The organism is Kistimonas ophiarachnellae (assembly GCF_057552235.1).
The window spans coordinates 286,278-300,272 of record NZ_BAAJPA010000005.1 but is presented as its reverse complement, the minus strand read 5'-3'; the positions used below and the strand labels follow the sequence as shown (position 1 = coordinate 300,272).

The window sequence follows — 13,995 nt, the reverse complement described above, 5'->3', positions numbered from 1 at the left end:
TTTTACATGCCCGGTCAGTTGTTGCCATCCGGGTTGATGTCGTACTCAATGTCTTCGTTCAGGGCGTCATTGTCCGGTTCCCGTTCCCGCCAGGTTTCGAGCACCCGGCGGACGCGCTCACCGTCCTGCCCGGTCACCACCCGGCCCCGGTTCTCTTCGGACGCGTTCGGGTTGTAACGCTGGGCCACGAAAACATCCCTGACACTGTCCCGGCTGTAACTGACCATCTCCGGATCATGATGAGGTTGCTCATAAAAACCGGCGCACCCTGTCAACCCCAGCAGCAGGACGGCGCCTGTCAGGTAACGGATCATAATGCGTTCCCCCCTTCGTCCGGGCGCAGGTCATGGCCATATACGCCTGTTGTCGTTGATTCGGTGGTGGGCAGCGGGAACCGCCTGCCGGTGTTGCCGCTCAGGTAGAAATCCACGTCGGAGGGTTCCACGAAGGTGTCCGTGGGCAGGGGCCGCCGGGCTTCATCCAGTGGTCGCGCCAGCCGCGGGGTCACCAGGATCACCAGCTCGGTCTGCCCTTTCTGGTATTCCTGGCTGCGGAACAGGTGGCCCAGTACCGGCACATCGCCCAAACCCGGGAATTTCTGGATAGCGTCACGCATGTTCTCGCTGATCAGACCGGCGACACCGATCGTCTGCCCGTCCATCAGCTCCACGGTGGAGCGGGTGCTGCGTTTGCTCAGGTAAGGCACCACGTAGGCGGCGTTGGCGTTTTCCCCGTTGCCCAGTACCAGGCTCTGGGAATTGTTGAGTTCACTGACACTGAGATTCAGGCGAAGGTTGATCCGCCCGGAATCCATCACCACCGGCAGGAATTTCAAACCAATACCGTATTCCTTGAATTCCACCGTGACCGCGCTGTTGTCCTGGGGCACCGGCACCGGGAACTCGCCGCCGGAGACAAAGCTGGCGTCTTCACCACTGAGGGTGGTCAGGGTCGGTTCCGCCAGGATTCTCGCGGTGCCGGTATCCTTGCCGGCGTCAATGTAGAGGTTGAACAGGCTGTCGCCGCTGACAAAACTGGCGAACAGGCCGCTGCCGCTAAAGTCAGTGGGATTCGGGGTGAAATCCCCGCCCGGCCAGCCACCGGTGGGCGGCAGCATCGGCAGTGTACTCGGCACATGGCTGCCTCCCCCCGGCCCGACGCCGCCGAAACTCCACTTGCCGCCGTTGGTGATGCCGTTGAAGTTCATATCCAGCCGCTTCATCAGGCTGCGCTGCATCTCCGCGACTTTCACTTCCAGCATCACCTGCTGGGCGCCGCCGACAGTGAGCATGTTGACCACCTGCTCCTTGCTGGCGACAAACCCTTCGGCAATCCGCAGCACGGTATCCAGCCGGACCAGGTTGCTCACCTCGCCGGACAGCACCAGGTGCTGGCCGCTCATGCGCGCCGCCACCGGTTCCCCCGGCATCACTTCGTGGATGCGGCGCTTGAGCAGGTTCAGGTCAGGCGTGACCTCGATATGCAGGCGGGCCAGCAGACGATCCTGCTTGTCCAGGGCCATGACCGCCGTGGTGCCGGTCTGCTTGCCCAGGATAAAGATGCGCTCGGCATCGAGCACATTGATATCGGCGACCTCCGGATTCGCCACCGTGATACGCCCCGGCGCTTCCGCCAGCGTGACAATCCCGGAACCATTGACCATCAGGCCCAGGTCCCGGTCACCGCCGCGGGTGACCGAGCATTCGCCGGTTTCCTCCAGCGCCATGGCCACCGTCCCGGCCAGCAACAGGCAGGCGCAGGCCAGCGTCTGGAACGCCCGCCTCACGCCATCGGGCATCGAACTGTGTTTCATATCATCCCCCCGGATCATTGACCGCAAAGTGCGTTATAAAAATGTTGTGGGTTAACACTGCCCCGCCGGGCCGGTTTAACCGTTTATTGACTCACCTTGATCCAGCGCCCTTCCACCCCGCGCTGGAGGATCAGGCCCGTTGGCACGGCCTGTGGCGTCGGCTCGACAATGGGTTCAAGGGGGTTGCGCAGCGCCAGGTACAGGGAAGCGCCCTCCAGCGCGCCCGCCAGCGTGGTTGCCTGTGCCGGCGTGACCGCCAGGGTGGCGGTGCTGGCCACCACCGGCTCATCGTTTTCCATGGTCGTGGCCTGGTCGATGGCCAGTACACGACGATCAGTCAGCAATACGCGGCTTTCATCCCGGCGGGTGGCGATGACGTCCACCCGGCTGCCGGGCTGGACAAAACCCGCCACCCCGCTGACATCGTTAATTCTCACGGTCATGGCGCGCATGCCGGGTGCCAGGCGGTCGGCCAGCAGCCCCTCGGGCACCCGGTTGCTGACCCGTCCGCCCAGCAGGATTTCGCCGGCGAACAGGTCCACCTGGGCATACTGTCCGGCCAGGCCCGCCGGCTCACGGACAGCCTGTTCCGGCGCCAGCGCCGTCGGCACGTTCACCGTTTTGATCTGATCGGGACTTAACGCGGTCCAGGCCGAAACATCATCCGTCACCATCACCACCGTGACGGACGGTCCGGTATCAAGGGTCTGTGTCGCCGTGGTCGGCGCACTGCCCAGCCACTGGCCGATCAGCCAGGCGCCGGCCAGCCCCAGGAGGGCAGACAGCGCGATCATCACCGAGGTTCTCTGAAGAATCATCATGCCCTCCTGTCAGCCGGGATGGCTGAAAACATCCGTCATCAGGCAAGGAAAAACGCCGCCAGCCGCGACAATTCACCTGACATATAAAGGGTGGATAACACACCGCTGACAATCGCCAGCGCATAAGGAAAGTACAGGCTGGCAGCGTCGTTTTCCTGCGGCGCCATCCAGCTTCGGCTCAGGACGCAAAGCCAGTAACGGCGCAGGGTTTGCACCAGCCCGCCCTTGAATAACAGAAACAGTAACCCGAGCAGCGCGCCGGAGATGAGGGTCAGCCCGATACAGAGCAACCCGTCCTGCACGCCCAGTACCGCGCCAATGGCGGCCATCATCTTCACATCACCGGCGCCCATCCCTTTTTTCCGCAGGTAAAAGGGCAGCATCAGGGCAAGGCCGAGCAGGCCGCCGCCCAGCGCGTCCAGGAAACCACTGAAACCTGAAATAAAGGTATGGGTCATCAGGCCAATGAGGAGAAGACTTAACGTCAAGGCGTTCGGAATTTTACGAAACCGAAGATCAAACCAGAGCAGGAAAGGCATGGATATCAACAACGGTAAAACCAATATCAGTGTGCTGTTATCAATATCCATGGCACTTCCACCTATCACGTCATCCAATCAGCACCAGAAACCTGTCAACTGAAATTAATCGACTTACTCCCTTAAGGACGCGGCCAGCCACCACCCTCACCGCCGAGATCTTTCGTAATGTCTTCAATAACCTCGACAACCTTTTCCCCCAACTCATCAAACGCAGCGATAGCGCCCGCCGCCACCACACCACCTGCCACGGCATACTCAACAGTAGTCAGACCATCTTCTTCCTTCAGGAAGTCTTTGATTTGCTCTTTCATGGACATTCTCCACTCACGCAATGTGTTTTTGATTACCGCAGCGTCAGGATAAGTCCGTACTGGATACGGGTTAACTGGTAAAAATCCCAGTCCAGGGTGGGTTGTCATGACCGGAATCAAGAAACGCGTCGACACAGGACTTGCCGGATAGACACGGACATTTCCTCCCTGTTGGGTAGCGTCTGGCTATGGTCAGGGGGATCGCCCGGGAGCACATGAATAGCATTGGATCAGCGTTTTACATCCCACCCAAGCGGTTGAAAGAATGGAAACTGTTTCACAAGTAGCTGGATTAAAACGTTTTATCTTTCTTCCATCTTGGCCAGCGAGCATTAATTAATGCCATATTCTGTTCGTGACGTTCAATATGCTCCATTACAACCTTGTCATGCAGGTTAAATCTGTAATCACGATCGCTGCCTCTAACTTTAAATTTAGGCAATATACGCTTAATTTTATCTCCTTGATTTTTACAAGTCCTCTGCTCCAGGAGCATCAAAAATTTATCCTTGCCCGATTCGATTTCCCTTTCTTTGCCATAACGGCTCGCCAACTCATCAACGCCGTCGTAATTAATAGTAAATGTGCCACTATCCCCTCTTTTATTCCAACTTACAAAGTTATGATCATCCTTCGCCAACTCCCCCAAAATGAAATCAAACATCGGGCTTATGGTACCCGGGGGCGTAGTTCTCTTTTTTCGAGTGACCATTGGTGTAACGGCGCCTTCGGCTGGCCGTTTTTTTCCCTGGCGTGAAGGTATTTCAACGGTTCCTGCCGCTGTCTGAGCAGGCTGAGCCGAGACTGGACTCTCCAGGCGATGCGTAAAGGGTTTCACCGATGAGGGTTGACAGGAGGGGACGGTTGCTTCGACCCGTACTGGTTCCAAAAGCCCTTGATCCGTTTCAGTATCCGGTGGTTTTGCAACGGTATGAGGGGCACTGGATTTCCTGCTCTCGACAACGGGTATTTGAACGGCAGATGCCTGTTCTCGAAACAGATCTCCCAAAGACGCTCTTAGTTTAGCCGGGTTCATGGGTGAAGGCGTTTGCCGAATAGTATCGCTGTCACAAGACACAGGATTATCAGCTACCACGCTCGTTTTCGGCTTAACGATTGAACTATCGTCACGACTACCACCGGACGATAACGGCAGAGTGATAACAGGCGTACCGGATGTTATGTCAGAGGTCTCAATATTGATGTTTGGATTCAATGGAGCTTCTTCCCTGGCCACATAGGTCGGCCATGTTGCTTGAACCGTTTGTTCACACGCTTCACTAATATGTTGTTGCACACATTCGTTATTCAGAATAAATCTGTACCGATGCCCCCTGCCAGAATCCAGTAAAACTTTCCCTATGCTTTGAAAGCAATCATTATACTTTTTAGCATTCTCTTTCAGCAGACTTACAAAACTACTAGTAAGCATTTTCGGTTTATCCTTCCCGTAATAACGGGTCGCCAACATTTCATTTTTTTGATTTTCAATAGTAAATGTGCCGACCTGCGCTGTTTTATCCCAAGAGACAAGAGCATCCTCTTTATTTGTCAGCTCCTCCAAAAGGAATCTAAAAAGCGGGATAGCTTTGGGAATTTCTTTTATTTTCCTTTCTTCAGTGCCTGGTACCAAGCCAGCTTTTATCTCTTGCTGCTTTCGTAAGTTGTTTAATGCTAATAGTATCTGATTATTTACATCACTTTCCGGTTTGTTTATATACAGACGTTCGGATGATTCACATTTCTGTTTTGCATTATGCAACTGTTGATCAATGTCAGTGCAAACATTGGGCTGTAATAGTGGCATGGGCGGTAGCTGTAATAGTGGCATGGACTGTGGTGGTGACATGGGCTGTGATGGTGGCATGGGCAGTGATGGTGGCATGGGCAGTGATGGTGGCATGGTCTGTAATGGTGGTAATTTCTGTGCCAGTGATGACATCAATTGTTTCGAATCATCAGAAGAAACGGGTTCCTCTAATGGTTGGTTTCCTGTAACCAGATTTTTTTCTTGCTCTACCCTACTACCAGCGTCAATCTCAACCTCCTGTTCTGCCACCATTATAGTGGGCAGGGTTAGTGCAACGGTATCAATCGGTCGACGCTGTTGAGAGGGGGCAGACGATCCTGGTTGTATATAAGAACCCTCTAATTCCAGGACTGGTTCATTATTTTTTATTTGCAAGGCAGCTTGAACGGCCTCTCTTTGCTTTTCTGTCATCGCTTCCATGTAGCTATTGACCTCAGGCAATTGCTCATAATCCATAGCTTTAATCATATTCGACAGGATACCTGTTGCTTCCAGGTCTTTACGAGCACAGGCAATACCAAAGGGCGTCATGTCCTCAATGTTTTTTAATAAAGCGTTGGCGCCATTGGATAGCAACAAATCGGCGATCTTAACCGTCTCACTAATGGGCATATCGCGTTTCAGCAATAATTCATGAAGCACCGTATTGCCAGAAAACCTGGAATCAGGGTGACCTGTCGAAGACTCTTCACCATCATCTTTCCAAAATTTCTTTTTATTAATAATTACATCCAGCAAATCATACGAAGATACGCTAGTTTCTTTTATTTCTTTAACAATCGTTTCAATAATTTTATAAGGGGTAACTGTATTATCTCGCCCCTTGAATTTCAGCGCCATATGCAATGATGTACTGGCTGCTTCACGAAAAGGTGTTGCGCCACCGCGAATTAATAACTCAACAGCAGGCAGCACCCCATAAAGTGCAGCATATTTCAATGGCGAATTATCAAACCTGTCGCTTTGATTCAGCAAAGATATCAGCCTTTTATTCCACTCCTGCGTTTTTTCTTGTTTTTTATCTACGAGTTTTTCCAGGCCAGGAAGCATTTTGGAATACAAAAATTCTTTATAGTAACAGCATTCAAATCCTTCATCGTCAGGCTGTGATCTTATAATATAATCCGAAAGCTTACAGGTTTTATTCAGGTTATGATCGTGGCCCAGAAAATCCAGTTCTACCACCTGCGCAGGCCCCATCGTAGAGGGTAGGGTAAGTGCAATGGAATGAATCGGTTGACAGGCTTGAGAGGGGTCAGAGGGTACTGGTTGTTTGTAAAAATCCTCCAATCCCAAGACTGGCTCAGCATATTTTATTTTCAAGGCATCATCGACTTCCTTTCTTTGCGTTGCTGTCATCACTGACATATAGCGATAGACTTCAGGCAATTGCTCATAGTCCATACTTTTAATCATATTCGACAGGATATCTGTTTTTTCCAAGTCTTTACGATCACATGCAAGACCAAAAGGCGTCACGCCTTCCCTGTTTCCTGATAAAGTGTTAGCGCCATTTGAGAGCAACAAAGCGGCGATCTGAACCGTCTCATCAATGGGCATATCGCTTTTCAGCAATAAATCATGAAGCACCGTATTGCCAGACAACCCGGAAAAAGGGCAATCTATCGATGTCACTCTATTTCCATCGTTTTCCCATACCCTTTTCTTGTTAATAATGACATCCAGCAAATCATACGACGACCCGTTAGTTTCTTTTATTTTTCCAATTATCGTCTCAAGAATTATATAAGGGGTAACTTTCTCATCTCGTCTCTGGCATTCCAGAGCCATATGCAGTGATGTCCTGACTGTTTCACGCAACGGTGTTGCGCCACCGCAAATTAATAACTCAACCGCATCCAGCACCCCATGGATGACGGCATATTTCAATGGCGTATTTCCAAACCTGTCGCTTTGATTCAGCAAAGACACCAGCCTTTCATTCCACTCTCGCGTTTTTTCTTTTTTTATTTCTACGAGTTTTCTCAGGCGAGGAAGTAAATTTGCATACAAATATTCTTCAAATTTTGAATATTCAACACTCTCACTGGAAGGCTGTGATCTTATAATATAATACGAAAGGGCACAGGTTTTATCTGTGTCCTTATCTTGACCCAGAAAATCCGGCGCAGGAATTCGTTTACGCGGTCGTATGGATACTTCACGTGTCGTTTCCACAACAGACAGGGTTCGACCATATGCACTGGCGTCTATTTGCGATGGAACCGTCACTGGCGCTGCCGATGAATCACCAACAGATTGATTGATGCTAATATTGCCCGGGGCTGTTGCCATTGCATGACTCTCCTTTACTGTATTGGCTTCACTACCCCCTGCAGTCATAAAATATGTCTATCCAATAATGAGATAGCATTTCCCTAGACGAAAGTAATATAAAAAAGAACCACCATAGCAATGCCAGTTTGGGTTTATTGATAACCAGCCAGTTATTATTAACAACAAACGATTATTCCAGTCATGCATTGAGCCAGCGACCGGCGCTGATGACCGTTTTCCTGGTTGTGAGAATGCCGTCATCCAGCAACATGCTTCTCACAGGCCTCAAATGAGCTTCTCGTCCTTGGCACGGGCCACCAGGCTGACCCGGTTCCTGGCGCCAAGCACATCCCGAAGATGTTCCAGGTGATAATTGACTCCTTTCTCACTGAGCCCCGTTTCCTGAGCCACCACCTTGCTGGACAACCCCTCACTGGTCAATTCCAGCACCTGGAGCGATCGGTCAGACAACACACCGGAAGCCAGCCAGGGGTTAAAATAATCCCGATACCCCAGCATCAACAACATGTGATAAAAGAAGCAGGTCTGAAGCAGCGCCTGACTACGCCCTGCCACCACCGTCTCCAGCCGCTTCCGGGCCAACCGGCTGTTGAGCAGGTACAGACAGTGCCAGCCATCCCCTGTCATTTCCACCATATTGACCAGCACCTGGCCATGGATATGGTTATCATCCCAGAACGCCTGGATCCGGGCCTGCTGTCGATCACAGGTTGTGTATGCCGGGCGCAGGAACAACCGACGACCTGACAGGATATCCGGCCAGATCCGGCGATCCGGCCCCACGGAATCGAAATATTCCCGAAACAGGGCCGGATTCATGGTGGTCAGACGATCCGGTTTCTCTGCCCAATGCCGCACGGGAAACAGCGCCCCCGAGCCCGTGTCGCGATCAATGGAGGTTTGGTCCGACACACCGTCATAGCTGTAGCTGTCAAAGCCCAATACCCCGAAGTCTTCCTGCATCTGTTCCCTGAGTTTCGCCAGGGGGGGGAATGGCCATATTGAGACAATGATCAAAACCAATAGCCGGAGAAATAATCATGGTGGCGGCTCTCAATCAGATGGTCAGTTGTCGTAGACAGCTCAATCGAAAAAACCACAAAGAATGCGTCAACATCACACCAGTTTCAGGCCGATGTAAATAGCAGGCCGACGAGCAATCCCGACACGATCCTGCCTACAGGGACACCGCAGGCGCGTCCGGTGATCCCCGACTTTTCTTTATGCCCTGCTGAGGTATCATGCCCGCCCTATACGTTTTACCCCCTGTTTCCTATTCCAGGCGAGGCCCGATGTCGACGGATACCGTACAACCTGAACGCTATGATGACCTGCTCCGGGAGAAAGCTGACCGGATCGAGGCGATGTTTGCTCCCTTTGCGCCGCCCGCACTGGAAGTCTTCCACTCATCCCCGTCCCACTACCGCATGCGGGCGGAGTTCCATATCTGGCACCAGGATGACCGGGCCCATTACGCCATGTTTGCGCCGGGCAACAAGTCGGAACCGTTTTTCCTGACCGATTTCCCGGTCGCCTCTGAGCGTATCAACAGCCTGATGCAGCCACTGCTGGATGCATTGTGCGAACAGGACATCCTGCGTCGCAAACTGTTCCAGGTGGAATTCCTCACCACCCAGACCGGTGAAGCCCTGGTCAGCCTGATCTACCACAAGAAACTGGATGAACAATGGCTGGAGGCCGTTCGCCCCCTGCGCGAACAGTTCAATATCCATATCATTGGCCGCGCCCGTAAACAGAAGCTGGTGCTGGACCAGGACTATGTCACGGAAACCCTCGCGGTCAATGGCAAGCAATGGCGCTATCAGCAGGTGGAAAACAGCTTCACCCAGCCGAATGCCGGTATTAATGAAAAAATGCTGGGATGGGCAGCCAATATTGCCCGGGATAGTTCAGGCGATCTGCTGGAACTCTACTGCGGCAATGCCAATTTCACCTGTGTGCTGTCCGAACAGTTCCGCCGTGTACTGGCGACCGAGATCTCCAAATCCTCGGTCAAATCAGCGCAGCATAATTTTTCCCTGAATGGCGTCGAGAATGCTGACATCGTGCGCATGTCCAGTGAAGAATTCACCCAGGCAATGAACAAGGAACGCCCCTTCCGGCGCCTTCAGGACATCGACCTGGACAGCTACGATTTCTCCACCGTGCTGGTCGATCCGCCCCGTGCCGGCCTGGACAAAGGAACCGAGGCACTGGTCCAGCGATTCGAGCGTATCATTTATATCTCCTGCAACCCTGAAACCCTGCAGGCCAACCTGGACACCCTGGGCCAGACCCACCGGATCGAACGTTTCGCCCTGTTTGACCAGTTCCCCTATACCCATCATGCGGAATGTGGTGTTTACCTGGTGCGCAAATAACATCCGCTGATAACGCAAACCGATGAAACCATCCCCTTCTGGCACAGTCTGATTCTATAATCAGGATTCTGTAGCCGGGGGGGACCACTTCAGAAAGGCGCTTTTGTCTCATTTATCCGCTTATCGTCCTGCCGTAAGCAGATCACTTTATACCCATAAAATTTCCTGGCTACGGTATCCCCCCGACCGGGCACGGCTATCAGGCGATCATGGTCAGAAAACGAAAGCACTCTCGGTCTTACAGCCCCTTCATACTGTCTTCAAGCTGAGCCAAATTGCGCCTGACCTGTTCATAATTACCTGGCTGTAGATATGATCGTCCAGGAACGCCTGGATCCGAGCTGCCGGGCTGACAGACTATCCCGCCAGATCAGGACGTCCGGCCCCTCGGTGTGGAAATAGTCACGGATTAGCGCGGGGTTGATCGTTGTATTAATCCAGACTCTAAAAACTGTCCAACGTATTGATAGACTGCCCTCGGCACTAAGTGCCTATACAAGACTAACCGCCTGTTTTGTTTGCTACAGCCCGCTTTAAGTGGGTTGAGCATCGGATATAACATCAGTCGATGCACTTAAACGGGTAGTAACCAAAATTATCCTGTCTATCATTTATCCAGGCTCATAAACGCTTTCTTATCTATTTGTTCTCTGCAACCCGGGCATGCAACCAATCTTACACCTCTCGAAAAAAACCTATTGACGCACGGCTCACAAATCAGCATGGTTGCATGCCCGTGTAACATCATAAGTTGATCTTGCTGCTTAGGCCTCGGTACAAAGCAGCAGACGAAACACTCAAAGTCTGAATTATTCTGCATATCACGAAACTGTTCTTCGGATTGACCCTGTCGCGCAATGCAATCCGACAGTTCGTAAAACACAATTGGTTGCCTTGAATCCGGATCGGCAGGAGGCATAGCCTGCGCGCCTGCTGGCTCGTCTACGCTTTTTTCCGGGAACGCCGCTTCAACAATGTCCCGGATGTATTTGGAGCGATTATGACACCCCCTTTTCACTTTGCTTCTTACTGGCATATCAAGCACTGCGCTTTGCCTTGACGACGTCTGAATGCTACGACACATATCCAGTTCCTCAAGGGCTTTTTGCAGATCTTCAAGGGTGATTTGGCCGTGATTAAGCTGCCGCTCCATGATATGTCGTGTCAGGGTATGCGCCCGGCGCCTAGAGATCAGCCTCGTATTATCATCCTGGGACCGGACTTCAAGTTCATCACACATCTGTCGCAAGGACGCCCATTCCCGAGCCAGGCTCAGCCTGCCAACTTCTGTATAAAGCGCGCCTATAAAAACCGGACTACCACATTTTACGGGGGCTTCTTCTACCTTATTCTCATTTTCATATCTAGCAATAAAACTATTAAGCCCTGATGTACTGGAAGACGGGTCGTGACCTCCGGAAGCGCCCCGCGATGTACCACGTGAAGAATCGGAAGGGAGCAATGCCTGACGTCTCTTATCCATCTGGGCAACATTGGCGTCAACACACGACTTCAGCGCTGCAGGCTCGTAAGATTGCATGAAAATCTCTACGGGAATCACCATTCTTTTTTTGTCTTCGGAACGCATGCCTTTTAGCAATGCCTCAGCTAAAGACTTATCGAATTCAGGAATGTTCACTGCTTCGGGAAGAAGCCCGATGATCAGTGAGGTAATACCTTTGGCCTCTTCAGCCATCCATAGGAGTTTCCGTGTATTTTTATCATGTGACGCCAGCGTCATACCGGGTTTTGCGAGTATCTTGTCGAGCATTAATTTCTGGAAATAGGCCTGCCGCAAGTGATGCTCGACGACGTTTCCTGCCTCTGTGTGCATGGCTTTTGTTGCCTCATCAAGGCTGGTTATACCCTCCAGTGAAATAGTCGGTATGTGCCTCACTGCCTGCTTGAATTTGCGACATACCCAGTAAGGAATGAAGCCGAGGATGTCTTCATTGTTTTCAAGAAGCAGACTGAAGAAAATCAGGTCGCCGTCATAAAAAACGGTTTCATGATACAGGCTGGATGATTTCAATGGCTGCTCCTGATTATCAAGCACCGGATCTCCTGACTCGTAGTCCAGAACTTCGATTTTGTCAGAGGCAATCAGACGCATTGCTGTGAAAAATACTGAAGGCGGTAGCGTCTTTACCAGGTTCTTCCATTCCATGTCTGCCTCACTGTTGCAATCACGAATGCGTAACAGTTTGGCCATATCAGTGGCAACATTTTCTACCGTTTTTCCGGGGGGCAATGTCTTGCCCTTATAGTCAGGACTATTTATCAAATTGGTGAAGGAATCTCTGACTAAATAGAGTGTTTTTATTGCAGCACTTAATATTTCAGGATCACCCTTGCATGAAAAGATTTCAAAGATTAAATCATTCATTACCGTCATATACTGGGATACTCTATAGATCATTGGCGAGTCAATGATCCTGACCTGGTCATTAGTGCAGATACTAAAAACAGTCTTCCCTTCAATATTTTCTTTATGTGGATACATCAGCCTCGAATATAGCCAGTCATGATAATCCGGCATATAGAGACTCGCTTCATAGTCATCCTCAAAAATAGGAAATGGAAAGGTCATTACCTGTGCAACGGTCGTATCGCCGGAGACTGTAACACAACGCCATCCCTTTCCGCTGAATGTCATTGCTCCCGAATGTGCAAAGGTTTGCAGATTTTTAAGATCGCCTGTGGCAAAGACTTTGTGGGAATTCCAGGCATATAGCGTTAAAGCTTTTTTTACTTTTTTATTAGTTTTGCCGAGTTCATTGAGACTGCGAACACCTTCATGGATATTCGCATTCCTTGCACCTTTTTCAGGCTGCGCCTGTAAGTAACTCTGACTGGCTTGACGTCTTGTATTTGTGGATTGCATTATTTTCCTCCTTTGGGGTACAGGCAGAGTGATTTCGTATTAATCGCCCTGTTAAAAAAAATCTCATGATTTGCCCTGTAATTTGCAGTTCAAAAGATATTTCACGGTAATAACCTTCGCTTCTTTCCAGTTATCTTGGTTTCTGTCCAGTTATATAGAGTGAGATGTTATTTTTCTGGATTCGTTTCCAGAAAGTTAGATGCATTGACATTCATGTTGTGACAGTCCTGTTTTCCACAGCATCTGAAGCTGGCATTATCCTGAGTCAGTTTTTTTAGTGTTTGGTTTGAGCACTCATTCCAGACCGACATTGCAGCGTGTGACAACTTCGAAATTTACCAACAGCTGTCTCTCTGATTAAATTTCAGCCTGTTGCACTTATTTGCATTAATCCAGCGCCCATCATTGTTAACCGGTTTTCTGGCTATAAGACTGCCGTCATCTAACGACTCGCTCCACACAGGGATCAAATGCGTTTCACATCCCTGGCCCGGGCGATCAGGCTGAGCCTGTTACTGCCGCCAAGCAGCCTGCGAAGAGGGTCCAGGTGATAGTTCACCCCTTTCCCACTGTGAGGCCGGTCTCGCGGGCCACCGCCTTGCTGGTCCGTCCTTCCGCCGTCAGGGCCAGCACCCGGAGCGCCTTGTGCGACAGAGGTAATCATGACAGAGGCCTCAGTCCGGTTGTCAGAAAGACGTGACGACAATGCGAGGAAAACAACCTGAACCCCACGATTGCTAATCCACTCTCACGCCGACTGTGCGTATTGGAAATAACACCCTGTGACTAATCCACTGTACCCCGTCCCACTACCGCATGCGGGCAGAGTTCCATATCTGGCACCAGGATGACCGGGCCCATTACGCCATGTTTGCGCCGGGCAACAAGTCGGAACCGTTTTTCCTGACCGATTTCCCGGTCGCCTCTGAACGCATCAACAGCCTGATGCAGCCTCTGCTGGATGCATTGTGCGAACAGGACATCCTGCGTCGCAAACTGTTCCAGGTGGAATTCCTCACCACCCAGACAGGTGAAGCCCTGTTTGACCAGTTCCCCTATACCCATCATGCGGAATGTGGCGTTTACCTGGTGCGCAAATAACATCCGCTGATCACGTAAACCGATGAAACCATCC

The 13,995-nt window shown here is 51.2% G+C and carries 11 protein-coding genes; 2 read left to right on the top strand and 9 right to left on the bottom strand.

The features are described from left to right. Window positions 1-14 precede the first annotated feature (14 nt). The 7 genes from AC27K1_RS08510 to AC27K1_RS08480 form a co-directional block, all read right to left on the bottom strand. Window positions 15-314 carry a hypothetical protein gene (locus AC27K1_RS08510; RefSeq protein ID WP_487149793.1) on the bottom strand — a complete coding sequence of 100 codons (300 nt, stop codon included), beginning with the start codon at window positions 312-314 and terminating at the stop codon, window positions 15-17. Continuing rightward, window positions 311-1,831, bottom strand: a complete 1,521-nt coding sequence (locus tag AC27K1_RS08505; protein ID WP_487149828.1) for a type II and III secretion system protein family protein — start codon at window positions 1,829-1,831, stop codon at window positions 311-313. Before AC27K1_RS08505 ends, AC27K1_RS08510 begins: the two co-directional genes overlap by 4 nt. 65 nt (window positions 1,832-1,896) lie before the next feature. Beyond that, entirely contained in the window at window positions 1,897-2,634 is a 738-nt protein-coding gene (gene cpaB, locus AC27K1_RS08500) for a Flp pilus assembly protein CpaB (protein WP_487149792.1), read from the bottom strand. A 38-nt stretch (window positions 2,635-2,672) separates the two neighbouring features. Continuing rightward, entirely contained in the window at window positions 2,673-3,242 is a 570-nt protein-coding gene (locus tag AC27K1_RS08495; protein ID WP_487149826.1) for a prepilin peptidase, read from the bottom strand. 53 nt (window positions 3,243-3,295) lie between these two features. Then, a complete protein-coding gene (locus AC27K1_RS08490; RefSeq protein WP_487149791.1) occupies window positions 3,296-3,487 on the bottom strand; it encodes a Flp family type IVb pilin in 192 nt (63 codons plus the stop codon). 292 nt (window positions 3,488-3,779) lie between these two features. Next, on the bottom strand, window positions 3,780-7,592 hold the full coding sequence (locus tag AC27K1_RS08485) for a hypothetical protein (RefSeq protein ID WP_487149789.1): 3,813 nt from the start codon (window positions 7,590-7,592) through the stop codon (window positions 3,780-3,782). A 267-nt stretch (window positions 7,593-7,859) separates the two neighbouring features. Continuing rightward, entirely contained in the window at window positions 7,860-8,558 is a 699-nt protein-coding gene (locus AC27K1_RS08480) for a helix-turn-helix transcriptional regulator (RefSeq protein WP_487149787.1), read from the bottom strand. A 329-nt stretch (window positions 8,559-8,887) separates the two neighbouring features. Between AC27K1_RS08480 and trmA the strand changes: the two genes are divergently transcribed. Further along, window positions 8,888-9,976, top strand: coding sequence for a tRNA (uridine(54)-C5)-methyltransferase TrmA (gene trmA / locus AC27K1_RS08475; protein WP_487149786.1), 1,089 nt, complete (start codon window positions 8,888-8,890; stop codon window positions 9,974-9,976). Between the two features lie 607 nt (window positions 9,977-10,583). On the opposite strand, the gene AC27K1_RS08470 is transcribed toward trmA, so the two are convergent. Next, window positions 10,584-12,860, bottom strand: coding sequence for a hypothetical protein (locus AC27K1_RS08470; protein WP_487149785.1), 2,277 nt, complete (start codon window positions 12,858-12,860; stop codon window positions 10,584-10,586). Between the two features lie 466 nt (window positions 12,861-13,326). After that, the gene (locus tag AC27K1_RS08465; protein WP_487149784.1) at window positions 13,327-13,524 is read right to left on the bottom strand and encodes a hypothetical protein; all 198 of its coding nucleotides are present in this window, start codon (window positions 13,522-13,524) and stop codon (window positions 13,327-13,329) included. 125 nt (window positions 13,525-13,649) lie between these two features. On the opposite strand from AC27K1_RS08465, the gene AC27K1_RS08460 reads away from it, so the two are divergent. Then, the gene (locus AC27K1_RS08460; protein ID WP_487149825.1) at window positions 13,650-13,961 is read left to right on the top strand and encodes a hypothetical protein; all 312 of its coding nucleotides are present in this window, start codon (window positions 13,650-13,652) and stop codon (window positions 13,959-13,961) included. Window positions 13,962-13,995 lie beyond the last annotated feature (34 nt).